This is a genomic window from Qipengyuania aurantiaca (assembly GCF_019711375.1).
GTDB classification, from domain to species: Bacteria; Pseudomonadota; Alphaproteobacteria; order Sphingomonadales; family Sphingomonadaceae; genus Qipengyuania; species Qipengyuania aurantiaca.
Map to the genome: position 1 here is coordinate 126,245 of NZ_CP081295.1, position 25,282 is coordinate 151,526.

Annotated in this window: 25 protein-coding genes; 9 read left to right on the forward strand and 16 right to left on the reverse strand. The window is 64.3% G+C overall.

The genetic code is table 11. The annotated features are described in order from the left end of the window. Positions 1-72 precede the first annotated feature (72 nt). From K3148_RS00620 to K3148_RS00635, 4 genes are all read left to right on the forward strand, one after another. A complete protein-coding gene (locus K3148_RS00620) occupies positions 73-543 on the forward strand; it encodes a hypothetical protein (RefSeq protein WP_221425429.1) in 471 nt (156 codons plus the stop codon). An 84-nt stretch (positions 544-627) separates the two neighbouring features. Next, positions 628-1,416, forward strand: coding sequence for a transporter (locus K3148_RS00625; protein ID WP_221425430.1), 789 nt, complete (start codon positions 628-630; stop codon positions 1,414-1,416). A gap of 214 nt (positions 1,417-1,630) precedes the next feature. Continuing rightward, the gene (locus K3148_RS00630) at positions 1,631-1,972 is read left to right on the forward strand and encodes a hypothetical protein (RefSeq protein ID WP_221425431.1); all 342 of its coding nucleotides are present in this window, start codon (positions 1,631-1,633) and stop codon (positions 1,970-1,972) included. A gap of 204 nt (positions 1,973-2,176) precedes the next feature. Continuing rightward, positions 2,177-2,950 (forward strand): hypothetical protein, encoded by a 774-nt coding sequence (locus tag K3148_RS00635; RefSeq protein WP_221425432.1) that lies wholly within the window; start codon positions 2,177-2,179, stop codon positions 2,948-2,950. 4 nt (positions 2,951-2,954) lie between these two features. Here K3148_RS00635 and K3148_RS00640 read toward each other — a convergent pair whose 3' ends face one another. The 5 genes from K3148_RS00640 to K3148_RS00660 all read right to left on the reverse strand — a co-directional run bounded on the left by K3148_RS00640 (position 2,955) and on the right by K3148_RS00660 (position 8,196). Further along, positions 2,955-4,157 carry a type III PLP-dependent enzyme gene (locus K3148_RS00640; RefSeq protein ID WP_221425433.1) on the reverse strand — a complete coding sequence of 401 codons (1,203 nt, stop codon included), beginning with the start codon at positions 4,155-4,157 and terminating at the stop codon, positions 2,955-2,957. A 199-nt stretch (positions 4,158-4,356) separates the two neighbouring features. Beyond that, positions 4,357-5,535, reverse strand: a complete 1,179-nt coding sequence (locus tag K3148_RS00645) for a carboxynorspermidine decarboxylase (protein WP_221425434.1) — start codon at positions 5,533-5,535, stop codon at positions 4,357-4,359. A gap of 47 nt (positions 5,536-5,582) precedes the next feature. Then, positions 5,583-6,578: a peptidyl-alpha-hydroxyglycine alpha-amidating lyase family protein gene (locus K3148_RS00650; RefSeq protein WP_221425435.1), complete on the reverse strand. Its 996-nt coding sequence runs from the start codon at positions 6,576-6,578 to the stop codon at positions 5,583-5,585. Continuing rightward, the gene (locus K3148_RS00655) at positions 6,566-6,985 is read right to left on the reverse strand and encodes a hypothetical protein (protein WP_221425436.1); all 420 of its coding nucleotides are present in this window, start codon (positions 6,983-6,985) and stop codon (positions 6,566-6,568) included. Before K3148_RS00655 ends, K3148_RS00650 begins: the two co-directional genes overlap by 13 nt. Next, positions 6,985-8,196 carry a saccharopine dehydrogenase family protein gene (locus tag K3148_RS00660; RefSeq protein WP_221425437.1) on the reverse strand — a complete coding sequence of 404 codons (1,212 nt, stop codon included), beginning with the start codon at positions 8,194-8,196 and terminating at the stop codon, positions 6,985-6,987. Before K3148_RS00660 ends, K3148_RS00655 begins: the two co-directional genes overlap by 1 nt. Positions 8,197-8,276: 80 nt before the next feature. On the opposite strand from K3148_RS00660, the gene K3148_RS00665 reads away from it, so the two are divergent. From K3148_RS00665 to K3148_RS00675, 3 genes are read left to right on the forward strand one after another with little or no spacing between them, the layout of a single operon-like run. Further along, entirely contained in the window at positions 8,277-9,221 is a 945-nt protein-coding gene (locus K3148_RS00665; RefSeq protein WP_247711600.1) for a threonine ammonia-lyase, read from the forward strand. A 51-nt stretch (positions 9,222-9,272) separates the two neighbouring features. Beyond that, positions 9,273-9,731, forward strand: coding sequence for an MAPEG family protein (locus K3148_RS00670; RefSeq protein ID WP_221425439.1), 459 nt, complete (start codon positions 9,273-9,275; stop codon positions 9,729-9,731). 17 nt (positions 9,732-9,748) lie between these two features. After that, positions 9,749-10,183, forward strand: coding sequence for an MAPEG family protein (locus tag K3148_RS00675; RefSeq protein WP_221425440.1), 435 nt, complete (start codon positions 9,749-9,751; stop codon positions 10,181-10,183). 41 nt (positions 10,184-10,224) lie between these two features. On the opposite strand, the gene trxB is transcribed toward K3148_RS00675, so the two are convergent. After that, complete coding sequence (gene trxB, locus K3148_RS00680) at positions 10,225-11,208, reverse strand: thioredoxin-disulfide reductase (protein WP_221425441.1); 984 nt, start codon at positions 11,206-11,208, stop codon at positions 10,225-10,227. A gap of 70 nt (positions 11,209-11,278) precedes the next feature. Beyond that, complete coding sequence (locus K3148_RS00685; RefSeq protein ID WP_221425442.1) at positions 11,279-12,058, reverse strand: tyrosine-protein phosphatase; 780 nt, start codon at positions 12,056-12,058, stop codon at positions 11,279-11,281. A gap of 121 nt (positions 12,059-12,179) precedes the next feature. On the opposite strand from K3148_RS00685, the gene K3148_RS00690 reads away from it, so the two are divergent. Further along, on the forward strand, positions 12,180-12,638 hold the full coding sequence (locus tag K3148_RS00690; protein ID WP_221425443.1) for a response regulator: 459 nt from the start codon (positions 12,180-12,182) through the stop codon (positions 12,636-12,638). On the opposite strand, the gene K3148_RS00695 is transcribed toward K3148_RS00690, so the two are convergent. The 7 genes from K3148_RS00695 to K3148_RS00725 form a co-directional block, all read right to left on the reverse strand. Then, on the reverse strand, positions 12,635-14,035 hold the full coding sequence (locus K3148_RS00695) for an alpha,alpha-trehalose-phosphate synthase (UDP-forming) (RefSeq protein WP_221425444.1): 1,401 nt from the start codon (positions 14,033-14,035) through the stop codon (positions 12,635-12,637). The two genes, K3148_RS00690 and K3148_RS00695, sit on opposite strands and share 4 nt — an antisense overlap. Continuing rightward, positions 14,032-15,819, reverse strand: a complete 1,788-nt coding sequence (locus K3148_RS00700; RefSeq protein WP_221425445.1) for a glycoside hydrolase family 15 protein — start codon at positions 15,817-15,819, stop codon at positions 14,032-14,034. The genes K3148_RS00695 and K3148_RS00700 overlap by 4 nt, the downstream gene beginning before the upstream one ends. Next, on the reverse strand, positions 15,816-16,559 hold the full coding sequence (gene otsB / locus K3148_RS00705) for a trehalose-phosphatase (RefSeq protein WP_221425446.1): 744 nt from the start codon (positions 16,557-16,559) through the stop codon (positions 15,816-15,818). Before otsB ends, K3148_RS00700 begins: the two co-directional genes overlap by 4 nt. A 41-nt stretch (positions 16,560-16,600) precedes the next feature. Then, entirely contained in the window at positions 16,601-17,257 is a 657-nt protein-coding gene (locus K3148_RS00710) for a retropepsin-like aspartic protease family protein (RefSeq protein ID WP_221425447.1), read from the reverse strand. 54 nt (positions 17,258-17,311) lie between these two features. Then, complete coding sequence (gene egtD, locus K3148_RS00715; RefSeq protein ID WP_221425448.1) at positions 17,312-18,310, reverse strand: L-histidine N(alpha)-methyltransferase; 999 nt, start codon at positions 18,308-18,310, stop codon at positions 17,312-17,314. After that, positions 18,307-19,557, reverse strand: a complete 1,251-nt coding sequence (gene egtB / locus K3148_RS00720) for an ergothioneine biosynthesis protein EgtB (RefSeq protein WP_221425449.1) — start codon at positions 19,555-19,557, stop codon at positions 18,307-18,309. Before egtB ends, egtD begins: the two co-directional genes overlap by 4 nt. A gap of 122 nt (positions 19,558-19,679) precedes the next feature. Further along, positions 19,680-20,249, reverse strand: a complete 570-nt coding sequence (locus tag K3148_RS00725) for a GGDEF domain-containing protein (protein ID WP_247711696.1) — start codon at positions 20,247-20,249, stop codon at positions 19,680-19,682. A 74-nt stretch (positions 20,250-20,323) separates the two neighbouring features. On the opposite strand from K3148_RS00725, the gene K3148_RS00730 reads away from it, so the two are divergent. Continuing rightward, on the forward strand, positions 20,324-20,539 hold the full coding sequence (locus tag K3148_RS00730) for a hypothetical protein (protein ID WP_221425451.1): 216 nt from the start codon (positions 20,324-20,326) through the stop codon (positions 20,537-20,539). A 321-nt stretch (positions 20,540-20,860) separates the two neighbouring features. Here K3148_RS00730 and K3148_RS00735 read toward each other — a convergent pair whose 3' ends face one another. Both K3148_RS00735 and K3148_RS00740 read right to left on the reverse strand, forming a co-directional pair. Next, positions 20,861-22,234 carry a class II 3-deoxy-7-phosphoheptulonate synthase gene (locus tag K3148_RS00735; RefSeq protein WP_221425452.1) on the reverse strand — a complete coding sequence of 458 codons (1,374 nt, stop codon included), beginning with the start codon at positions 22,232-22,234 and terminating at the stop codon, positions 20,861-20,863. A gap of 110 nt (positions 22,235-22,344) precedes the next feature. After that, on the reverse strand, positions 22,345-25,278 hold the full coding sequence (locus K3148_RS00740) for a M16 family metallopeptidase (protein WP_221425453.1): 2,934 nt from the start codon (positions 25,276-25,278) through the stop codon (positions 22,345-22,347). Between the last annotated feature and the right edge of the window lie 4 nt (positions 25,279-25,282).

Consider the following 25,282-nt stretch of genomic DNA (forward strand, 5'->3'; position numbering starts at 1 on the left):
TAAGGCCGGTAGGCGAGGTAGCCGAAGGGCGCGCAGCTAGGGCGCGTCACGGCTCGATGGAGGGTTACAATAATGAAGAAACTGAAACTGGTCGCACTGCCCGCGGCGTTCGGCCTCGCGATCGCAGGCCCCGCGCTGCTGGCGCAAGAAGGCGGCGACGGGAAGGATACGCCCGATGGCACGGAAACGGAAACCGAGGTCGTCGAATCGAACGGCGCCGTGGTCACCCGCACCGCGATCACAGAAGAGGTCGCCGTGGTCGACGAGAACGGCGAGCCCCTGCTCGACGAAAATGGCAATCCGACTTACGAAACGGTCGAAACCGGCGGCTGGGTGCAGACGATCGAAACCCCCTCGGGCAATCGTCACACCATCACGAAGGAAGAGGGCCAGCGCGCCATCGTGACGCATGAGCGTGCCGAGCGCACCGAACGCGTGGCGCGTGCCGAAAAGCCCGAAAAGCCCGAGCGCCCGGAAAAGCCGGAGCGTCCCGAAAAGCCCGAACGTCCGGAGAAGCCCGAACGTCCCGGCCGCGGCGGCTGATCCGCTGACTTTCCGGCGCGTGGCCTCCCGGTCGTTCAGGAGACCGGAGCAGGCGGCGCGCCTCCCCATTCAGGAATGACCACAATGAACCGCTTGATTGCCGGTGCATGCGCCGCATGCGCCCTCGCCCTGCCCCACGCTGCTTCGGCGCAGGATTACGTCCAGCTCAGCACCGGCGTCGACTATTCGAGCGGCGATTACGGCGCGGACGAAGACACCACCATGCTGGCCGTACCGGTCGGCGTGAAGCTCAAGACGGGCGATCTCAGCCTGCGCGTCTCGGTTCCGTGGGTCACGGTCGACGGCCCGAGCGGCGTGATTCCCGGCGATGGCGGCGTGCGCGGCGGTGGTCGGGGCGGCGGTGGTGGCGATCCGGTCGAAACCGTCTCGCGCTCCGGCCTTGGCGATATCGTGGCGGCGGCGACCTATTCCTTTGCCCTGTCGGACGCGACCTATTTCGACCTCACCGGCAAGGCCAAGCTACCGACCGCTTCGGTCGAGAAATCGCTCGGCACCGGGACGACCGACTTCACGCTTCAGGGCGAGGTCCTGCAGGTCTTCGGCGATGTCAGCGCCGCCCTGCGCGCCGGTCGCCGCTTCAACGGCGAGAGCGACGATTTCGCGCTCGACGACGTGTGGCTGGGCGGCGCGAGCCTGTTCTACGTCAACGGCCCCACCACCTGGGGTCTCGACTACGACTGGCGCGACGGATCGCTGCCCACCGCGCCCAATCGGAGCGAAGTGACCGGCTCGGCGACGCACAAGCTCAGCGATGCGATCCGCCTCCAAGGTTACGCCTATACCGGCCTGTCCGACGGCAGCCCCGATCTCGGCGCAGGCGCGCAGGTGCTCTATCGATTCGGCAGCAACTGACGGTCCGCCTGCATTGCCGAAAATGGCGAAAGGCCGGGGGCGACCCCGGCCTTTTTCTTTTCCGGCCACGGCTCATCGCAAACGGCCTGGCAGCGAGCGGTTGCGTCCCTGCGACGGATGCATTTTGCATTAATCTGGAATTCACTCCCGGAGGCCGACCGCCTTTTCATCGAAGCCGGAAAAGCCCCCGTTCCGGCCCAGAGTGGAGACACCCATGAAGATAAATATCCTTCTCGTCGCAAGCGGCTCGTTCCTGGCACTGTCCGGCGTATCTGCGGCTGCACAGGACGCTCCTCCCGCCGAAGTCGAAACGGCCGCACCCGCATCCGATGACTCTGCAACGAAGGATGCTTCCTCGCCAGCACTAGACGAGGTTGCCAGCGAGCTCGACGCCATGGACGCGGAAGAAGGCTCGAAGAACGACGCGGTCATTGTCGCTGCCGAGGCCTCTACCGATGCCTCCCTCGACCACGACAAGATAGACCATGCGCCGCAGGGCGAGGAAATCGAGCCGGATGCCGACGACGCAGAAGCCGATCCTGACGACGACGATTGAACACGGCTGACATTTAGCCAAAGCAACAGACCAAGGCGCCTGCCCCCTCTCCCCCTAAACCCCAAGCAGGCGCCAACGCCGGTAACTTTCCGGCTTGCGGCCCGCGCCCTGTGCGCGGGCCGTAATCGTTTGACGAATGGCGATCGGAGGCGCTCGCCGGGAAAGAACATCGCGGAGAATGGTTCGCTATGCAGGAGGACCGCTATGGCTGGTGCGATGACGAAGATTGGTGAAGATTTCTGGCGGCTGGACGGCGACTTCCGCATCGGAGGATTGCTGAACGTCGGTACACAGGCGTCCCTTGTCCGGCTGGGCGACGGGCGTTTCGTTTTCCTCGACAGTTACACCCCGTCGGACAGCGTGAGGGCCGAGGTGGACCTTTTGACCGACGGCGGCAGCAAGCTAACGGCGATCCTCAACCTGCACCCCTTCCACACGCTCCATTGCGAATGGATGCACCGTGCCTATCCCGAGGCGGCGCTCTACGGGACGGCCCGTCACCTGCGGAAGCTGCCAGATTTGCCGTGGCAGGACGAGCAGTGCGAAAGCGGTGTGCTGGCCGAACGCTTCGGGGCGGATTTTGACTTTGCAATTCCCGAAGGCGTCCCGCTGGTGTGCGAGGACGAGAGCGTGCATTTCTCCTCCATCCTCGCGCTGCATCGCAAGAGCGGGACGATCCATGTCGACGACACGCTCGTCTATCTCGACAAGGGCTTTCCCTTCAGCCTCCTACCGCTGAACCAGCGCGTCGATTTCCACCCGACGCTGGCCAAGGCGCTGGAGCCGCGCGCCGGTGCAGCCGAAGAATTTCGCGAATGGGCGATTGCGCTGGGCGTCGAATGGGCTGGTGCCAAGCGGATAGCCGCCGCTCACAACGCGGTGCGCGATTTGGGACCGGAAGAATTTCCGGACCTGATCGGAGCGGCGCTCGGAAGGGTAAAATCCGTGCTCGACGCGCATAAGGCCGAGCACGGATAAAAGATCAGCGCAGGCTCACCACATTGTCCGCTTCGGGGCGGACGCGGCTTCCGTCGTAAAGGCTTGCCATGGGTTCATCGGTGACGATGATGCGTTCGGCGGCGCCAAAGCCGTTGAAGTCGGTCTTCATCGCCGCGCCATAGGCGCCGAGCATGCCGATCTCGATATAGTCGCCGGCCTGGATATCCTCGGGCAGGCCGAAGGGACCGGGCATGTAATCGGCGTCGTCACAGGTCGGGCCGTAGAAGGCGAAGTCCATCTCCGGCTTGATCAAGTCGTCCTCCAGCGCGCGGACCGGGAATTTCCAGTCCACATGCGCGGCATCGAACAACGCGCCATAGGCGCCGTCGTTGATGTAGAGCTCTTCGCCGCGGCGCTTTTCGACCTTCACAGCAAGGCTGCTGTATTCGGCGCACAGCGCGCGGCCGGGTTCGCACCACAGCTCGGCGTTATAGGCCACAGGCAGCGCGTAGAAATGCTGGTGGATGATCTTGAAGTAATCTTCCAGCGGCGGCGGCTCCATGCCCGGATAGACGCTGGGGAAGCCCCCGCCCACGTCGATCATGTCGATGACGACCGAAGCCTCCGCAATCGCCGCACGCGTCCGGTCGAGTGCCTGCACATAGGCGAACGGGCTCATCGCCTGGCTGCCGACGTGGAAGCACACGCCGAGCCAGTCGGCGTACTGACGGGATTCCTGCAGCAGCGCAGGCGCTTCGGTGAGGTCGCAACCGAACTTCGCAGCAAGGCTGAGCGCTGCATGCTCGCTCGAAACGCGCAGGCGCACGCAAAGGCGCAGGTCGGTGGCTGGCTCGCCATCCTCGCCGCGGGTCGCCTCGACAATCTTCAGCAGTTCTTCCGACGAATCGAGGCTGAACGTCTTCACGCCATGCTGAAAATAGGCTTCACGGATGGCGCCGGGCGATTTGACCGGGTGCATGAAGCACAGCGTCGCATCGGGCAGGACCGAACGGACCATGCGCACTTCCGCAATCGAAGCAACGTCGTAATGCGTTACACCGTTATCCCACAGGATCTGCACGAGATCGGGCGAAGGATTGGCCTTCACCGCATAGAGCGACTTGCCCGGAAACTTCTCGACGAAGAAACGCGCCGCGCGCGCAGCGGCGTGCGGTCGGTTCAGAATTACGGGTTCGTCCGGCGCGAGAGCGCGAACTACGGACCGGGCGTCAGGGAAATGCTGCAACTCAAGGGACCCCCTAAACAGTCCTTGCGGACCATGAAACGACAAGCTGCCTTGCGGTTAGGAAGTCCCCTTGGGGCAGCAGGAGCAGCGCAAATAGAAGGATTCGGTAAGAAAGCAAGCCAAATCGGCGGTGCAAATGCTCCGGACTTGCTTAGTCAAAGACTGGCGAAACCGCCTGTTCCCACCTTCCGTCGCCGGCCTAGCTCAACCGGTCGCGAAAGGTGTCGTAACCGAACTCCTTCACCAGCTCGAGCTGGTCGGTTTCGCTGTCCCACATGTAGATGCCGGGCAGCTGGACACCGTTGAAGGTGTTGGTCTTCACCATCGAATAATGCGCCTGGTCGAGGAAGGCGAAGCGCTTGCCCACCTCTGCCCCGCCCTGAATGCGGTAGTCGCCGATCACGTCGCCTGCGAGGCAGGAGGGGCCGCCGATGCGGACTTCGGGCGTCTCGTGGTCGCTCGCCTCGCCCAGCATGGCGGGGCGGTAGGGCGCCTCGATCACGTCCGGCATGTGGCAGGTCGCGGAAACGTCCGCGATGGCGACGGGCAGGCCGTTGAAACCAATGTCGAGGATGGTGCCGACGAGGATGCCTGCGTCGAGCGCCACGGCCTCGCCCGGCTCGAGATAGATTTCCGCGCCGGTATCGTCCTTCGCGTCCTTGAGGAATTCGATCAGCTCCTCGCGCTGGTAATCGGCGCGGGTGATATGGTGCCCGCCGCCCATGTTGATCCACTTGAGCTGGCCGAACCACGGCTCGATTGCGTCGAACACGCGGTCCCAGGTCTGGATCAGCGGCTCGAGGTCCTGTTCGCACAGATTGTGGAAGTGGATGCCCTCGACACCTTCCATGATCTCCGGTGTCAGCTGGTCGAGCGGGAAGCCGAGACGGCTGCCCGGACTGGAGGGATCGTAGCGGGGAACTTCGCCGGTCGGCACCTGCGGATTGATGCGCAGGCCGACTTCGAAATCCTGGCCGGAGGCGCGCGCGTTGTCGAGAATGAGAGCCGCGCGCTGCATCTGGCCGGGCGAATTGAAGATGACATGGTCGGACAGGCGGCAGACTTCGTCCAGTTCCTCCGGCTTGTAGGCCGCGCAATAGGTGCTGATCTCGCCATCGTAGAACTCGGATGCCAGCCGCGCTTCCCACAGGCCCGAAGTGCAGACCCCGTCGAGATATTCGCCAATGATCGGCGCCGCGCTCCACATGGAGAAGGCCTTGAGCGCGGAGAGCACCTTGATCTCCGCCTCGTCGCGGATTTCGGCGAGTATCTGGCAATTGGCGCGCAGCTTGGCCGCATCCACCACGAAGGCGGGGCTGTCGACGCGGTTCAAATCGAAATGGGCAAAGGCGCCCGGATCGCCGGCTTTTGTTTCCATGGCAGCGCATCTAGGCGCGCCGGCGCCGATGCGAAAGGGGGGAGATGTCAGTCGGGGTCCGCCTCTTCCACCCCGGCACGGGAGAGGTCGAACTTGATCACCCGGTTCGCCCTGTTGTCGACCATATAGGCGCTGCCGTCGGGTCCGATGGCGACATCGTGGCCGAGGCTGGTTCCCGTGCGCGGATCGACGCCTGCATCGAACACCCGCTCAAGGCCGCCGTCGGCGCGATAGATGCGCCCGATCGCCGTGTTGCGCCCTGCCCGGTCGCGTCCCTCGATCACCAGCGCATAGCCGCTGCCGATTGGCTTCACCGCGTAAGGGTGGCCCGTGCCGTCCTGCCGCCACTGGGCGAGCGGCTCACCGTCGAGCGAGAAGACCTGCACCCGCGCATTCTCGCGGTCGGCGACATAGATGCGCTCGCTATCGGCGGCGATGGCGTGGGGCAGGTCGAACTCGCCAGCATCCTCGCCCTCCTCGCCCCATTGTTCGAGGAAATTGCCCGAGCGGTCGAACACCATGATGCGGCGGTTGAGATAGCCATCGGCGACCAGCACGCGGTCGCCGACAAAGGTTACATCGGCAGGGCGCCCGAAGTGGCTTTCGTCCTGCCCGGTCTCGTCGCGCGTGCCCAGCACCAGTTCCTCGGCACCCTCATGGCTGAAGCGCAGGACCTGTTCGCGCGCGACGTCGGTGATCCAGACCCTGTTGTCGTCATCGATGGAAAGGCCGTGCGGCATCACCAGTTCGCCAGCGCCCCATTTCCCCAGCAGCTTGCCGTTGGCGGCGAACATAAAGACGGTCGGCTCGGGAATCGGATCGGTCGGGAACGGCTGTGTCCATTCGCGCCCCGCGCGGTGCAGCACGAAGATGTGCCCGTGGCTGTCGACATCGACGGCGGTGGGCTCGCCGAACACCGCGCTCTCGGGAATGTCGGGCCAGCTTTCGTCGATGGCGACGGGCGGAGCCTCCTCGCGCGCGGGCTTGCCGCCGCTACAGGCGGTCAGCGCCAGCGCAGCCGCAGCAAGGATCAGTCGACGCACAGCCCCGCCTCGATGGTGCCGTCCTCGACGATGCCGAAGCAGCCGAACAGGCGATCGTCGCGCTGACAGATGCCGGTGACGGGTTCTCCGGGAGGCGAGCCGACCTGCCCTTCGGCGATGCAGCGGCCTTCGCACTGGTCGCCATCGGTGCAGGCCTTGCCCGCATCGGCATAGGGCGTGACGCACTGCTCGATCTGCGCCATGCCGCGCTTCTCGACCGTGCCGCCCTGCTCCTCGCAGACGCGGCGGTCCTCGGCGGATAGGGCGCTACCGGGCAGAAAAGGCATACCCTTTGATACCGTCGTGGGCTCGTTCACCGTTTCGTCCTGCGCGCCCGCTTCCGGCTCGGGCACGACGCAGCCGGACAGGGCCAGCGGCGCTACCAGGACGAGACCGGTCAGCCGCATCAGAAGTCGACCGGGCCGTCCATTTCCTTCACCTGCCACGGCAGGCCGTGCTCGTTGAGCATGTCCATGAAGGGATCGGGGTCCATCTCTTCCATGTTGAAGACACCGTCGCCCGACCATTTGCCGGTGACCATCATCGCCGAACCGATCATCGCCGGCACGCCGGTGGTGTAGGAGACGGCCTGGTTGCCGGTTTCCTCGTAAGCCGCCTCGTGGCTGCAGATGTTATTGATGTAGAAGGTCTTATCGCCCGATCCATCGAGCGCTTCGCCGGTGGCGATCACGCCGATGTTGGTGTTGCCCTTGGTGGTTTCGCCCAGCGTTTCGGGCTTGGGGAGCACGGCGGCGAGGAACTGCAGCGGGATGATGTCCTTGCCCTGGTAGCGCACCGGGTCGATGCGGGTCATGCCGACGTTCTGCAGCACGGTGAGGTGCTTGATGTATTCATCGCCGAAGGTCATCCAGAAGCGCGCGCGCTCCAGTTCGGGATTGAACTTGGCGAGGCTTTCCAGCTCCTCGTGATACATCATGTACATGTTCTTCGGGCCTACGCCTTCGAAGTCGAATTCGACCTTCTTGCCCATCGCCGGGGTCTCGACGAATTCGCCGTTCTCCCAGTGACGCGCGGGCGCGGTCACTTCGCGGATATTGATTTCGGGGTTGAAGTTGGTGGCGAAGGCCTGCCCGTGGTCGCCGCCGTTGCAGTCGAGGATGTCGAGCTGGCGGATGGTCTTCAGCTTGTGCTTCTTCAGCCACATAGTGAAGACGCTGGTCACGCCCGGGTCGAAGCCCGAACCCAGCAGCGCCATGAGGCCGGCGTCCTTGAAACGGTCGTGATAGGCCCACTGCCAGTGGTATTCGAACTTGGCCTCGTCCTTGGGCTCGTAATTCGCCGTGTCGAGATAGGACACGCCCGCTTCGAGGCAGGCGTCCATGATGGGAAGGTCCTGATAGGGAAGCGCGAGGTTGACGACGAGGCTCGGCTGGACCTTGCGGATGAGGTTCACCATCGCAGGCACTTCTTCAGCGTCGATCTCGTAGGTTGAGATGTCCACGCCGGTGCGCTCCTTCACGCTCTTGGCAATGGCGTCGCACTTGGACTTGGTGCGGCTGGCGAGATGGATATCGGTGAAGATGTCCTTGTTCATCGCCATCTTGTGAACGCAGACCGAGCTGACGCCGCCCGCACCGATGACCAAAACTGTCGACATGAAGAAACCTCGTATGTGAATTCGAATCTTGCGCGCCCTCTAGCGAAATGCACTAGGCTAGCCAAATGGTCCGGGACGATATGAGAAAGCCGACGCGGCAGGGCGTGCTGGACGCCGCCGCATCGATCGGCGCGATCCTCCCCGCAACACCGCTGCTGCCGGTCGAGATTGGCGGGGTGCGGCTCCACGTGAAGGCGGAGAGCCTGCAACCGGTGGGCGCGTTCAAGATCCGCGGCGGTTGGTGGCGGCTCTCCAACCTGTCGGATGAGGAGAAGGCGCGCGGCGTGGTCGCGGTGTCTTCGGGCAATCATGCGCAAGGCGTCGCCTGGGCCGCGCGGCGGCTGGGGATCGACGCGGCCATCGTGATGCCGCGTAACGCGCCCAAGGTGAAGCTGGAAGCCACCCGTGCGCTGGGCGCCGAAATCGTCCTCTACGACCGTCCCGGCGAAGACCGCGACGAGGTGGCGGCGCGCGAAGTGGCGGCGCGCGGCGCGACGCTGGTCCACGCCTTCGGCGATCCGTGGGTGATCGAGGGACAGGGCAGCGCCGGTATCGAGATCGGACGCCAGCTCGGCCGCGCGCCCTCGCGGCTGGTCGTATGCTGCGGAGGCGGTGGTCTTGCCGCAGGGCTCGCCCTTGCCTGCCCCGACAGCGCGATTCATGTCGTCGAGCCGCAGGGGTGGGACATGGTCGGACAGGCGCTTGAGGCCGGCGAGATCGTGCGCGTGGGCGCCAATCCGCCCTCCACCATTTGCGACGCGCTCCAGCCCGATGCGACCAAGCCGATCAATCTTGATGTGCTCCGGGACCGCGCCGAGCCGGGCGTGACCGTGACCGACGAAGAGGTCCGCGCAGCCCAGCGTTTCGCTTTCACGCATCTCAACCTCGTCGTCGAACCTGGCGGCGCGGCGGCGCTGGCGGCGGCGCTGGCGGGCAAGGTGCCGCTCGACGAGGACACGGTGATCATGGTCACGGGCGGCAACACCGATGCGGATAGCTTTGCCGAGACGCTGCGCGCGAATTGACACCAGCCAGCGCGCAATTATCGTCGCAGCGCAGAAGAAGAGGGGAATTCCATGCAGGCTCAATTGCTGGCACCGGCCGCCGTGCTCGTGCTCTGGTCGCTCATCATGCTTTACTGGATGGCCTTCACGCGCCTGCCCGCGCTCAAGAAGCTGGGCGGCGGTGGCGGCCTGCGCGACGCCAAGCCCGGCGGGCGCGGACAGGATCTGGAAGGCGTGATTCCCGACCAGGTGCAGTGGAAAGCCCACAATTACGCGCATCTGATGGAGCAGCCGACCATCTTCTACGCCGCCGTCCTGATCCTTGCGGTCATGGGGCCGGGATCGTGGGACGTGCTGCTGGCGTGGATCTACGTCGGCCTGCGCATTATCCACTCGGTCTACCAGTCGACGGTCAACGTCGTGAAGGTCCGCTTCCTACTGTTCCTTGTCTCCAGCCTCGCGCTCACCATCCTTGCCGTGCGTGCCGTGATGGCGACGTTGCTGCACGACCCTTCCCTCGCCCCCGCCTAAGCGAAAGACGATAGATCATGATCGAAGCCGAAATCCTCCAGCCGGTCGTCGTCCTGCTAGCCTGGACCATGGTGATGTGGGTGTGGATGTACGCCACACGCATCCCGGCAATGAGCAAGGCGGGCATCCAGCCCGACGATGCGCGCCAGACCAAGGGGCTCGACGAGGCCCTGCCCGCAGAAGTCCAGTGGAAGGCGCATAATTACAACCATTTGCACGAACAGCCGACCGTCTTTTACGCGGTCTGCCTCGTGCTAGCCATGGTGGGCATGGGCGATGGGATGAACGCCCTGCTCGCGTGGATTTACGTGGGCCTGAGGATCATTCACTCGATCGTGCAAGTCACGGCGAACAAGGTGATGGTCCGCTTCGTGCTGTTCGCCCTGTCGAGCCTCGTTCTGATCGCGCTGATCTTCCACGCCGTGATCTGGGCGTTCGACATTCACATCTAAGGACACCGGGGCTCGTCAAAGGCGAGCCCCGTTTCCGACCCTTACTCCGCAGCCTCGGCCGCGTGGGCGTGGCCGTCGGCGTCGATTTCGAGGTTCGCAAGGAAGCGTTCCGCATCCAGCGCGGCCATGCAGCCCATCCCCGCAGCGGTGACCGCCTGGCGGTAGACATGATCGGTCACGTCGCCCGCAGCAAACACGCCGGGAATATCGGTCTTGGGCGAACCCGCTTCGGTTAGCAGGTACCCACCCTCATCCATCGGCAGCTTGCCCTTGAACAGCTCGGTGGCCGGCGCGTGGCCGATGGCGACAAAAGCCCCGTCGGTCTCCAGCGTGCTGCTTTCGCCCGTCACCGTATCGCGCAGGTTGAGATGGTGCAGCGCGCCGTTGTCGCCGGCCTCGAAGCTGTCGACCGTCTTGTTCCAGATCACCGTGATCTTGGGGTGGTTGAGCAGGCGTTCCTGCAAAATCTTTTCCGCGCGAAGTTCGTCGCGGCGGTGGATGAGCGTGACGTCGTCCGAATGGTTGGTGAGGTAGAGCGCTTCCTCGACCGCGGTGTTCCCGCCGCCGATCACCGCGACCTTCTTGCCGCGATAGAAGAAACCGTCACAGGTGGCGCAGGCCGACACGCCCTTGCCGCCAAGTTCCATTTCGCCCGGCACGCCCAGCCACTTGGCCTGCGCGCCGGTGCAGATCACCAGCACATCGGCAATGTATTCGTCGCCGCTGTCGCCAATTGCCTTGAAGGGCGAACCGCCCGCCACATCGACGTCGACGATCGTGTCCCACATCATCCGTGTGCCGACATGCTCGGCCTGCTTCTGCATCTGCTCCATCAGCCAGGGGCCCTGGATGACGTCCGCAAAGCCCGGATAGTTCTCGACATCGGTGGTGATGGTCAGCTGGCCGCCGGGCTGCAGGCCCTGCACGACGATCGGCTCCATCATCGCGCGCGCGCCGTAAATGGCGGCGGAATAGCCAGCGGGGCCGGAGCCGATGATGAGCATCTTGGTGCGATGGGTAGCCATGGTCTGAATCTCTTGGGGACGTAATGCGAATAAGTGTGAAGCGGCTATATGGGGACTGCCCCCGCCAGAGTCACGTCAGGTAGCGCGCGCGCAGGGCGTCCTTCAACAGCTCGTCCACACCTATGGCGTTTTCGAGCCAGGAATCGAGGCTCCCGTGGTCCTCCTCGACCTCGTGCCAGAAGGTGTGGAGGTAATCCTCGTGGACTTCGAGCAGCGCCTTCACCGCCTCCTCGTCCAGCTTGCGTCCGAGCCGCGCTTCGATCCCGGGGACGGACTGCGCGGCGAGGACTTCGAAGGTCGGCGCTTCGTTGGTGCGCAGGAACTCGGCCATCTGCCGTTCGCGATCGACGCCGAGGATGTGGAGCAGCAGCATGGCGGCGACGCCCGTGCGGTCCTTGCCGGCAAAGCAATGGACGAGGCTTGCGCCTCCGCGTTCCGCGAGCAGCGTGAGATAGCGCGAGAACATCGTGGCCATCGCCGGATTGCGCGGCATCCGCGTATAGACCGCCATCATCCGCTGGCGCGCGAATTCGGCCGTGGTGATGGCCTCGTCCACATCCATATGCGGCGGGCTCGAGGTAGTTTCGCCCTCGTAGAAATGGACTTCGCCTGCAAAGCCGTCGGGCCGCTTGCACGGATTCCTCTCGCGCTCGGACAGGCCGCGCAGGTCGATGACGGTGCGGATGTCGAGCGCGTGGACGGCAGCAAGGTCCGCCTCGCTGGCGCCCACATGCTGGCCAGAGCGCCACAACAGGCCGGTCTTAACCTGCCGTCCGTCGGCTGTCTCCCAGCCGCCGTAATCGCGGAAATTGTGAATGCCTTGGGTGTCGAGGAAGGGATCGCGAATCATGGGCGGCAGCGTGGCAGCGGGCCGCTCTAGGGGATAGCCCTTATTGCGCCGGAAACCGCCTTTTCTAACCTTGTACCCTACTCCCGACACGGGTCGGAGGGACAAGCCTGGAGCCGAAGAAATGCCGCATATCCTCATCGTCGACGACGACGAAATGATCGCCCAGCTGGCCAGCGACGTGCTGATGGACAGCGGCCACGCCTGCGGTTGGGTGGGCGACGGGGAGAAGGCGCTGGACCTCTTGCGGTGGCGGCGGCCCGATTTGCTGCTGCTCGACCAGGACATGCCCGGCCTTACCGGCGCGCAGGTCCTTCGCTCGCTGCGCAGCTCGGCCCAAACCTACGACCTTCCTGTCGTCATGTTCACCGGCATCAGCGGTGTCGAGGATGAGCATGTTGCTTATCATAACGGGGCGCAGGCATACTTGCGCAAACCGTTCGAAGCCGAGGCGCTGATCCGCGTAGTCGACGAAGTTCTCACCCCGCGGTCGGAGCGGCCACAGCATGTCAGCCTGATGGATCATCTCGAACAGGCCACCGGGCGCTGGCGCGATGCACCGACCCGCCGCGCCGTATCCTAACAGCCGGGAACGCAGTCGAGGTCGGTCAGGAAAGTCTCCGTCCAGTCCTGCACATTGTCGTCCCGGACCGTGACGATGAGCGCCTCATAACGGCGCTTGCGTTCTTCCAGCGGCATATCGAGCGCGGTGCGAATTGCGTGGGCGAGATCGTCCGGACTGTGCGGATTGACCAGCAGCGCGTCCTGCATTTGCGCCGCCGCGCCCGCAAAGCTGGAAAGGATCAGGACGCCGGGATCCTCCGGATCCTGCGCCGCGACATATTCCTTGGCGACGAGGTTCATGCCGTCGCGTAGCGGGGTGACGAGTCCGATCTTCGCCGCGCGGAAGAAACCGAACAGTTCGGCATGGCTGTACCCGCGGTTCACGTAGCGCACCGGCACCACGTCGACTTCGCTGCGCGCGCCGTTGATCTGGCCGGCCTTCTGCTCGAGCGTGGCGCGGATCGCCTGGTAGCTGTCGACATCCTCGCGGCTGGGCGGTGCGATCTGCACGAAGACGAGGTCGCGGACCCGTTCGGGATGCTTGTCGAAAAAGCGTGAAATGCCGTCGAGCCGCTCGGGCAGACCTTTGGAATAATCGAGCCGGTCCACCCCGATCATCGCCGTACGGCGCCGGGTCGAGCTCATCAGTCGCTGCTGCGCCTGCCGGGCATCGCCGGTTTCGCCCAACGCGCTGAAATGGTCCCAGTCGATACCGATAGGATAGGCGCGCGCGATGGTGGTGCGCCCGTCCAACGTGACGCCTCCGCTTTCCTCGTCCACTTCGGCGCCCAGTTCGGTGCGGCAATAGTGGAGGAAGCTGTCGAGCCATTCCTTGGTCTGGAAACCGACGAGGTCGTAATGCAGCATCGTGCGCACCAGCCGCTCGTGATAGGGCAGCGACACGAAGAGCCTCGTGGCAGGCCAGGGGATGTGTAGGAAGAAGCCGATCCGGTTCTTCGCCCCGCGCGCCCGCAGCCGCTCGCCGAGCGGGATCAGGTGGTAGTCATGGACCCACACCACATCGTCGTCTTCGAGCAGCGGAGTGACCAGTTCGGCAAAGCGTTCGTTAACGCGCTCATAGCCCTTGCCGGTCTCGCGCTCGTACTTTGCAAGGTCGAGGCGGTAATGGAACAGCGGCCATAGCGTCGAATTGGCGTAGCCGTTGTAATATTCCTCGACGTCGCGCTGTGACAGATCGATGGTAGCTGTTGTAACCCCGTCGCTCGTTTGCGTGGCGATATTGCCGGTGCGGCCGCTCTCGCTTTCTTCACCGGACCACCCGAACCAGAGGCCCTTGCGGCTCTTGAGGGCCGAATGCAGCGCTCCTGCAAGCCCGCCCTGCGCCCCCGCCGCGCCGCGCGCCTTGGGCACTGCGACACGATTGGAGATCACGACAAGGCGGGCGTCGGTGCTCACCGCACCTCGCTCCAGCTTTTCGAAAGATGACCGGCTGAGTTAATGATACCTACCAGCGAATAGGTCTGGGGGAAGTTCCCCCACAGCTCGCCCGTGTCGTAATCAAGGTCCTCGCTCAGCATACCCGAACGGGTGGCGTGGCTGAGCATGGAAGAGAAGAGCTCGCGCGCTTCCTCGCTGCGACCGGTCAGATGCAGCGCCTCGATCAGCCAGAAGGTGCAGACGTTGAAAGCGGTTTCGGGCGCGCCGAAATCGTCCTCGGCCGCATAGCGCAGCATGTGTTCGCCCCGGCGCAGGTCGCGTTCGACTGCCTCGAAGGTCTTCAAGAAACGCTCGTCATCGGGCTTGAGGAAGCGCAGTTCGACCATCTGCAGCAGGCTCGCGTCGAGATAGTCGCTTTCGAAACTGGCGCCGTAATGCTGGCCTTCCTCGTTCCAGGCCTCGCTCTCGATCTTGGCGCGGATCGCTTCGGCGCGATCCTTCCAATAAGTGACACGGTCCCCCTTACCCAGCCGCGCGGCGACATTGGCGAGCCGGTCGCAGGCCGCCCAGCACATGACCGCAGAATAGGTGTGAACTTCCTGCCTCGTACGGAATTCCCACAGGCCGGCGTCGGGCTTGTCGTGCTTGTCCCATGCGGCCTCGCCAACCTCTTCCAGATGTTCAAAATCGCGCTCGTCGGCCATGCGCAAAAGGCGCGTGTCGAAAAATGCCTGTGCGGTCGGCATCACGATCTGGCCGTAGCAATCGTATTGAACCTGCTTGTAGGCCGCATTGCCCACCCGCACGGGTCCGTTGCCGCGATAGCCGGCGAGGTGCTCCGCCTCGAATTCGTGCAGCTCGGCATCGCCCATCACCGAATAGAGCGGCTGGATCTGCCCTCCGCCCGCACGGTCGATGATGTTGCGCAGGTAGGCGAGGTACTTCTCCAGCACGTCGAGCGCACCGAGGCGGTTAAGCGCCTGCACGGTGTAATAGCTGTCACGTATCCAGCAGTAGCGATAGTCCCAATTTCGCTGGCTGCCCGGGGCCTCGGGAATGGATGTCGTCAGCGCAGCCACGATCGCGCCCGTCTCCTCGTGCTGGCAGAGCTTCAGCGCGATGGCGGCGCGGATGACCTCTTCCTGCCATTCGAGCGGGATGTGCAGCCCTCGCACCCAGTGCTGCCAGTATTTCTTCGTATTGGCCTCCATCCGCCTCAATTCGCTGCGGATATTGCCGACAAAGGGCTCGTCGGGGCCGAGGAAAAAGTGCTGGTCGCTCTCGACCCGGTAACTGCGACCCTCGAGGATATAGCCCACCGGAGCATCGGTGGAGAGCCGCATGGCCTGCTCGCCGACCAGATAGCGAATGTGATTGGTGCCATTCGTCGTCGCCGCAGGTTTCTCGCCGTAATTCGTGAGCGGTGCGAGACGGACCTTGAGGCGCGGAGCCCCGGCTACAGGCCGGACGATGCGGATATAGGCGACCGGGCGGTACATCCTGCCCGAGCGTTCGAAACGCGGCGCGAAATCGTGAATTTCCAGCGCGCTGCCGTCTTCTGCCTCCAGCCGCGTAACAAGGATCGGCGTGTTGCGGATATAGTGCTGGGTGGCGGACACCTGCCCTTCCAGCTCGAAGCGCCACACGCCTTCGTCCCGCTTGTCGCCGTTAAGCAAAGAACAGAAGACCGGATCGCCGTCGACCCGCGGGATGCAGCCCCAGACGAACCCGCCTTCCTCGTCCACCAGCGCGCTGACCTGGCAATTGCCGATGGGGGAGAGTTCAAGGTTCGCTTGCGTCATATGTCCAGCCAATCGTGCACTGCCTCTACGTTCGGTAAGTGATAGCGCGCAGCCTCGCTAACCCGTTCCCCGACGGCAATGCCGAAGCCTGAGAATTCGATTGCAGCGCGCATTCCGTCCTCGTCAGTCACGTCGTCGCCGACGAAGATGGGCGTGCTGCCGGAGAAGGGCGCAATCTCCATAAAGGCGTGGAGCGCCGCGCCCTTGTTGGCGCCCGGCCGCACGAGTTCGGCCACGCCCTTGCCGCTGGTGACATCGAGGGAATGCCGCGCCGCCACTTGCCGGGCGAAGGCGAGCGTCTGCTCGGCCTTGTCCGCTTGGCCACGAAAATGCAGCGCGCCGCCATGGCTCTTGGTTTCGTAGAAGAGGTCGTGCTCTTGCGCGTAGGAGCGCAGCTCCTCGACAGCCTCATCCGGCAGGCCCTCGGGCGCGCGTCCGAACCGGCTTCCATCGGCGAGGAAGCGCGAGGCGCCGTGCGAGCCCGCGCGGGCAATAGCGACCGGACCGAGATGCGTTTCCAGATCGTCCAGCGCCCGGCCGCTTACCAGGGCCAACCGGCCATCGAGGCGGCTTCGCAATTGGTGCAGGCGCTCTGCCAGATCGGCAGGCACGTGGATATCGCCCGGTCGCGGGGCGATCCCCACCAGCGTTCCGTCGAAATCGAGGAACAGCGTGTGCGGCCCCTCCTCGAGGAGCTGCGCCAGATGTGGCGGAGATGGGAGCGAAGTGGGGCCTGCCATCGAGGCCCCGCCTTAGCGGCTAGGCGCCGCGCGTCAAAGCTTCACTGTGCCGCAACCCTTCCGGGCGTGAGGATCAGGTCGCCATTGGCAACGCGCCAGCCTTCGAGCCGTGAGAGGAAATTCATGCCCAGCACATTCGTTTTACCGAGGTTAGGCGCAATAACCGCGTCGATCCCCTCGGCCTCGATATTGCCGAAGCTGAGGTTCTCCACCGTGGTCAGGTCGGCGGTCACGGTTCCGTTCGCCGTGTTGAGCATGACGGGCAGGCCGCCGGTGCGCGGAGCAAGCCCGGCCGCCTCGGCGCTGGCGGTAGAGAATGCGGTCAGCGTGGCGCCGGTATCGACGAGAAACCGCGTTGGCACGCCGTTCACCTCGGCCACGAGCCAGTAATGCCCATCGGGCGCGAGCGGGATGATCGTCTCCTCGCCCACGATCTTCTGTTCGGGCATGCCGAGATCGGTGACCACATCGAGCCGCGGGTCGAAGCGGGCGAGCTGGAGGAATACGGTCAGCAGGATCCCCATCAGCGCCAGCGTGCTGACGGTCCGCACCAGACGGCCGCCGGCGACTTCCTTGCGCAGCATCAGCGCGCCGATCCAGCCGAGCACCAGCGCGCCAATCGTACCGGCGAGAAGGCCCGAACGCGGGATCGCGCGGATCACTTCAGCCAGGGCATCGAGAGCGCTCTGCGGGTCCATCAATCTGGATATAGGAAGCTATGCTCCGCCCGTCGATGAACGGCGCGAAAAAAGTCAGGGCGCGTCGCGCTTCTCGGTCGCCTCGGCAAGGATCAGCGAAAAGAGGCCCTTCTCGTCCGTCCAGCGCGCCTGCGGAGTCCAACCGCCCGCCAGCAACAGAGTGTTGGCGCTGCGGCGGGTGAACTTGTGGCTGTTTTCGGTGTGGATCGTCTCGCCCTTGCGCATAGAGAAGCGACGACCGGCGACTTCGAAGTCGATGTCGCGAATGGCCTCAAGATGCATCTCGATACGGGCGAAATCGTCGTTCCACGGTGCCTTGTGGCGCAGGGCATCGACCGGGATCGTGCCCGACAGCTCGCGATTGATGCGGCGGGCGAGGTTGAGATTGAATTCGCCCGTTACGCCCTTGGAATCATCATACGCCGCCTCCAAGACCTCACGGTCCTTCACAAGGTCCATGCCGATCAGCAGCAGGGGCTTTTCGCCATGCTCCGCACCCAGGGTCGCGCGCATCGAGCGCAGCAGGTCGACCGCCGTCCGGGGCACCATGTTGCCGATCGTCGAGCCGGGGAAGAAGCCGAGCTTTTTCAGGCTATGCACCTTCTCCGGAAGGTCCACCTCGCGCATGAAGTCGGCCTCGACCGGGTAGACGTCGATGGCCGGGAACTTCTCCGCCAGAGCTGCCGCGGACTGGCGCAGGAAGTCGCCTGAAATATCGAGCGGGACATAGGCTGTGGGATGGATCGCCCGCAGCAGCTGCGGTGTCTTGACCGAGCTGCCCGAACCGAATTCAACGACCGCCCTGCCCTCGCCGATCAGCCTGGAGAATTCTTCACCGCGCGCGTTGAGAATTTCGGTCTCGGCGCGGGTGGGATAGTATTCGGGAAGGTCGGTGATGTCCTCGAACAGCTGCGATCCGGAATCGTCGTAGAGCCAGCGCGCCGGAATGGCCTTCTGCTTCTGCTTCAGTCCGGTCAGCACATCCTCGCGAAAGGCGCGGTCGACGCCATCTTCGTCGCGGTCGACAAGAGCAATTCCCTGTTCGGTTTTCATAGGTCTTTCGCCAGTCTCAGCCCGGTAAATTGCCAGCGCTGGTGGGGGTAGAAGAAGTTGCGATAGCTGGGACGCGAATGGCCCCGCGCCGTGGAGCAGCTCGCGCCCTTTAGGACGAACTGTCCGCTCATGAACTTGCCGTTGTATTCGCCCACCGCGCCGGCCGCCGGCTCGAAGCGGGGATAGGGGAGATAGGCGGACCGGGTGAACTGCCAGCAATCGCCGAACAGCCCTCTCGATCCGCACGGCAGAGGCGGCGCCGCCCCATCGAGCTGGTTGCCGCCGGAAGGATCATGCGCAGGAGCCTCGCCCTCCTGCCCGCGCGCGATGGCTTCCCATTCCAATTCAGTCGGCAGGCGACGCCCCGCCCAGGTCGCGAAGGCATCGGCCTCGTAATAGGAGATATGCGTGACGGGTGCGTGCGGATCGCGCTCCTGCCATCCTTGATGGGTGAAGTGGCGGCCCTCTTCCCAATAGGCCGGGGCGGCGATGCGGTTCTGCTGCACCCAGCTCCACCCGTCGGACAGCCAGTGACGCGCTTCTTCATAGCCACCGTCGGCGATGAATTCGGCCCATTCGGCATTCGTTACCAGCCTCGAAGACAAGGCGAAGGGTTCCAGCAGGACGCGGTGTGCCGGTCCCTCGTTGTCGAAGGCGAACCCTCTTTCCTGATGACCTATGCGCGCAACGCCGCCGGGATGCGCGTGCCAGTCCTGTTCGGAGGAAAAGGCGCTCTCGGGAGTGCCATCCCACATGGCTGGTCCAAGCGGGTTCTGGAACAGCGCGTGCTTGATGTCGGTCAGCAGCAATTCTTGATGCTGTTGCTCATGCGCGAGCCCCAATTCGACCAGTCCCGCAAGCTCCTCGCGTTCGAGGAGCGGCTGTATCGCCTCGTCCACCGCCGCGCGCCAAGCGAGGATATCGCTCACTGTCGGACGTGAGAGCATGCCGCGGGAAAAGCGAGCGATCCGCTCGCCCTCGGCCTCGTAATAGGAATTGAAGACGAAGGGCCAGTCCTCGTTGTGCAGGGTATAGCCGCGAAGATGGTCGCGCAGCAGGAAGGTTTCCCAGAACCACGTCACATGGGCGAGATGCCATTTCGCGGGCGAGGCATCTTCCATCGACTGGAGAGTGGCGTCGGCTTCGGAGAGCGGCGCGACGAGCTCTTCGGTCAGCGCGCGTGTGCGGGCAAAGCGCTCCGGGCGATTGCCCACGCTTTCCAATGGCTTGGCCTGCAGCTCGGGCATTGCCCTGCTCTCCCCTTGCGGAACCCGAACTCGGGCATCCACCGCATACAATGGCGCATTCGCATGACAGTTTAAAGGGGGCGGCGGGAAAAAGCGTTTAGTCTATCATATGTTACGTTCGCTCAGGCCGCCTGAGCCACCCGATTGCGCCCTTCGCGCTTGGCGGCATAAAGCGCCTCGTCCGCGCGAGCGAACAGCGTGAGGGCGGCATCGCCTTGCTCCATTTCCGCATGGCCTGCGCTGATGGTGATCGAGGGGATCGGCGCGCTGTGCGTGCCCGCCTCTATCGCCCACCGCAGCCGCTCGGCCGCGCGCAGAGCAGAGCACGCGTCGCAACCCGGCATAAGCCAGAGAAATTCCTCGCCCCCGATCCGGCCCAGGCAATCCCTTTCGCGCGCCTGCCGTGCGGCGATGCGTCCGACCTTGGCGATCACGCGGTCGCCAACGAGATGGCCGTGGCGGTCGTTCACCTGCTTGAAGTGGTCGATATCGAAAACAATCAGCGACACAGGCTGCCCGCTGCGCCGCGCGACCGCCACCGCCCGGTCGAGCGCGGCCATGGCACAGCGCCGGTTGGCGAGACCCGTCAGCGCGTCGGTATCCGCTTCTTTGCGCGCCAGTCGAGCCGTCTCGAGAGCCACATTGCGATCGCGTTGAAGCAGATATTTCTCCGTCACATCGCGAATCACCATGAACACTTGCTCGCGCTCTCCCTCGGGGAAAAGGCGTTGCGGGCCCGTGCGCGCAGAACTCGACTCATTGCGCCTTGGACGCAGACTTCGAATTCGATCTCGAACGGCTCCGGATCGGTCGCATGGACCGCCATTCCGAGTTCGAGCTGCCGCAGGCCTTCTGGCATGATCTCTTCCAGCAATTCCTCGCTCGGCGCCGTGCCCTCGGGCAGTCCAGCCAGCCCGCACATCTCGGCGGACCAAAGATGGCGGCGCGGATGGAGTTCAATGCACCACAGGCCGTTCCCTGAAAGGTCTTGCGCAGTCTTGAGAATTGTCACGCTCTGCGCCGATTGCTCGGCCTTGCGGCGAAAATACCGCGCCGCGCGGCGCGTACACCACGCATGCCCGCTCACAAGTGCGAAGGAGATGGCGAGTAGGAGAACCCCGGTCACTGGACGGGGGCTGAAAACTGCCATCGCCGCCAGCAGTCCGGCACAGGTCCAGACAGCCAGCGTCAGGGATCGTTCCGATGGCATTCTGACGCAACACACGTGGGGCTCTCCTGCTCTGGGAGAGCCTTGCACCAGCCGCAGGAAAGAAAGCGTCGCGCGACGCTTACGCGATGCTACCTAGGCGGCGTCGGCCTGCTGCTGCGCCTGCTCGGCGTTGAGCGTTTCGGCGATCAGGAAAGCGAGCTCCAGCGATTGCGCCGCGTTGAGGCGCGGGTCGCAATGGGTGTGATAGCGATCCTTCAGCGCCTCGTCGGTGATCGCCACGGCGCCGCCGACGCATTCGGTCACGTCCTGCCCGGTCATCTCGACATGGATGCCGCCCGGATGCGTGCCTTCGGCGCGGTGTACGGCGAAGAAGCCCTTCACTTCCGACAGGATGCGATCGAACGGCCGCGTCTTGTAGCCGCTTTCCGACTTCACGACATTGCCGTGCATCGGGTCACAGCTCCAGACCACCGGGTGCCCTTCGGCTTTCACGGCGCGCACGAGGCGCGGCAGGCCTTCCTCGACCTTGTCGTGCCCGAAGCGGCTGATCAGCGTGATCCGGCCCGGCTCGCGCAAAGGATTGAGCGTGTCGAGCAGCTTGAGCATCGCATCGGTCTCGAGGCTCGGCCCGCACTTCATGCCCAGCGGGTTGCCGATGCCGCGTGCGAATTCGACATGCGCGCTGCCTTCGAAGCGCGTCCGATCGCCGATCCACACCATGTGCGCGCTGGTGTCGTACCAGTCTCCTGTCAGGCTGTCGCGGCGTGTGAGCGCCTGCTCGTAAGGGAGCAGCAGCGCTTCGTGGCTGGTGTAGAAGCTGGTGCCCTGCAATTGCGGCACGGTAGCCGGGTCGATGCCGCAGGCCTCCATGAAGTCGAGCGCTTCGCCGATACGGTCCGCCGTTTCGGCGAACTTGTCGGCCCAAGGGCTGCGGCCCATGAAATCGAGCGTCCACTGGTGGACCTGCCGTAGGTTCGCATAGCCACCGCCGGCAAAGGCACGCAGCAGGTTTAACGTGGCCGAGGCCTGGAAATAGGCGCGGACCATGCGCTGCGGATCGTTGGTACGGGTCGCCGCGTCGAACTCGATCCCGTTGACATTGTCGCCGAAGTAGCTCGGCAGCGTCACGTCGCCCTGCGTCTCGAATTCGGAGCTGCGCGGCTTGGCGAATTGCCCCGCCATGCGGCCGACCTTCACCACCGGCTTCTTGCTGGCGAAGGTCATGACGACCGCCATCTGCAGCAGCACACGGAAGGTGTCGCGGATATTGTTGGGGTGGAATTCGGCGAAGCTTTCGGCGCAATCGCCGCCCTGCAGCAGAAAACCGTTGCCCGCCGCAACTTCGGCGAGATCGGCTTTCAGCGCACGCGCTTCGCCCGCGAAGACCAGCGGGGGATGGCTTGCCAGAGCACCGGTAGCCTCGTCCAGCGCCTCGGCGCTGTCATAGCGCGGCAGGTGCTTCGCTTCGAAGTTCTGCCAGCTATCGGGTGCCCATTCGCGTGCCATTACCAAGTCCAGTTCAAATCAATTCGGGCAGGAATCCAAGCCCAGCCGCCATTTTAGCGCAAGCAGCATAAACTTGGACCCGCCAAAAGAGCGATTGCGGGCGGGTGCTTTTACCGGCCGCTCTGCGCCCTCGCCCGCGTGGAGGAGGTAGCCAGCTTCTGGCCTTCGGGAATCACCGCCATGCGCCATCCTGAAGTGCCGCCGAAATACTCGCCTGCTAGCGAGAGCATGGCTTCAGGCGTAGTCTGCGAATAGTCGGTGATCAGGCCGCGCAGGGCGCGCATCCGGCGCGGATCCTGTGTCGAGCCTTCGAGTTCGAGCAGGTAGAAGTAATTGCCACTCGAAATACGCTCGTAATAATTGCGCAGAGGTTCGGTGGCGCGGGCGAGTTCGTCAGCGCTCGGCGGCGTTTCGGTCAGCTCGCGCGCGATCCTGTCGGCCTCGGCGAAGAAGACCGGCACATCTTGCGGCTGCAATTGCGCAAACCCGGTGATCGAGCCGCCGCTTTCGACGTCGCTCGGCCAGTCGAGCCGCACCGAGGGAGCGTAGCTTGCCCCCGCCTTTTCGCGCATGGCATCGAGCAGGCGGTTGCTGAACACTTCGGTCAGGATGGCAAGCTGGCGCGATTTGCGAATTTCGCCCATGCCGCCACCCGCCGGCCATGCGATAACCGCTGCAGCCTGGTTCGCTTCGCCCTTGTGATGGCGCACCACGGTCTCGCCTGCGGGCGCAATCTCGAGCGTGCGGGCGAGGACTTCTGCCGGGATCGGCTTGCGGTCGGGCAAGGCGCCGAAGGTGTTCGCGAGCGTCTGCACCGCTTCCTCACCATCGAAATCGCCGAAGATCAGCACTTCGACCGGGCCCTGGCCAAGGATCGGTTCCCACACCTTGCGGAAGCCCTCGACCGAGGTCGCGGCCAGTTCGTCGGGCGTGGAGGTCTCAAAGATCGGGTTCTGGTCGTAAATGTAATATTCGAGATCGCGGTTGAGCACGCCGCCGGGGCTGGCTTCGTAGCTCTGGTAAGCAAGCCGACCCGCCGCTTTGGCGCGCGCGACCGGGTTCGGGTCCCAGCGCGGCATACCGAGCTTTGCCGCGAAGAGGTAAAGCTGGTCGGCAAGGTCTTGCCGCCGCGTCTGCGCGCCGAAGGTGAAGGTGCCTTCCTCGATCGTGAAATCGAAGCCCATCTTGCGGCCCGTCGAGATACGGTCGAGCTCTTCCTGTCCGAGCTCGCCGAGACCGGACTGGATCAGCGCCGCCTGACCGAGGCCGATATAGGGCGCATCTTCGGGCGCGAAGGCGCGCAGGCCCGCCCCGAACCGCACCTTGACCGCCACCCGGCCGGGCTCGTGATCGTTCGCCATCAGCAGCGCGGTCACGCCGTTGGCGAACTCCACACGCTCGACAGCGCCGATGCCGTGCGGCTCGCGGGCAATGATTTCGCCCGGCTCGCCAATGGCCGGCTGGTCTTCGAAGCTGACGGTCTGCGCGGCAAGGCGCGCGTTGGCGTCGGCGTCGACGCGTTCGAGCAAGGCGGTCTTCAGTGCAGCTTCGTCGGCCTCCTCAGCATCGGGCGTGATGTAAGTGGCGCGGATCACCTCGCCGCCGAACAGCTTGCGCGTCTCCGCCAGCACGGTCTGCGGCGTGGCCTTCGCCTTCATCGAATTGAAGACCATCAGGAAGGTCTCGGGCGCTGCAATCGCCTCGCGAATGTCGACCGCGTTGACGAGGTCATCGGCGTAATTCGAGCCTGCGAGGACCGAGCGCTGTTCGACCATATTCGCAAAAGCGACTTCCATCTCGGCCAGTTCGCGGTTCATTTCCTCCTGCGTCGGAGGGTTGGCGATCGCATCCCCGATCACCGCGCGCACGTCGGTCAGCGCGGCCTGCCAGTCCTCGGTCAGCGGCGCGAATTGTACCAGAGTTGCGTGGGTCGAGCGGCTGATCTTGTCTTCGCTGACCTGCGCATAGAGATAGCTGCCGCCGCCGCGCGCACGCGCTTCGAGACGGCGATTGATGAGCTGCAAGGCCAGCGATTCCCGCAGGCGGCCTTCGTTGTAGACAATCGTGTCGTCGACCTGCCGCCAGGGGCGGAAATAGCCATAGGTGAAGGCGCGCGGGAGCGAGGGTTCGACGATGACCGCGACTTCGCCGACCGGGTTCGCCGGATCGGCGCCGCTGGGCGCCACGGGATCGCCGAAGTCGGGGGCTGGTGCCGTGGTACCGCTCACTTTCCAGTCAGCAAAATACTTTTCGAGCGTCGCGGCGAAGAGGATCGGATCGAGGTCGCCGACGACCGAAATCACGGTGTTTTCAGGACGGTACCACCGGTCGTAGAACGCCTTCACCGATGCGCCACTCGCGCCCTGGAGGCTGTCCTCGGTGCCGATGGTGATACGTTCGGCCAGTCGTTGACCTGCGAACAAGGTTTGCAGCGTCTGCTCGCTGACCCGTTCTCCAACGCCGCCACGCTCGCGCTTTTCCGCCAGCACGATCGGCACTTCGGTCCGCACGTTCCCATCGGACAGGACCGGCGCGCGGACCATGCCCGACAGCAGCTTCATGCTCTCGTCGAGCTTGGCCGCATCGACGTCGGGAATATCCAGCTTGTAGACCGTGTGAGTGGGACTGGTCTCGGCGTTGGTGTCGCTGCCGAATGTCGCGCCAAGGCGCTGCCAGGTGGGGATGGCTTCCGCAGGGCCAAGGTATTTGCTCTCGCGGAACAGCAAGTGCTCCAGCAAATGGGCATAGCCCAGCTCGTCGTCATTCTCGTAGAGCGATCCGGCATCGATGCGGACGCGGATCGAGACCTGCCCCGGCGGCACGCCGTTCTCGCGCACACCATAGCGCAGGCCGTTGTCGAGTTCCCCGAACAGCCATTCCTCGTCGCGCGGGACATCGCTGTTCTCGTAGATCCACGGCGTTTCGCTTTCCGCCTGCAGCGATTCCGGCCGTTCCGCTTCCTGCGCAGGCAGGGTCTGCGGAACCAGCAGAAGGAGGGGGAGAACTAACGCGAGACGCCGTGCGGCGCGCAAAGGATCGGTCATGGCG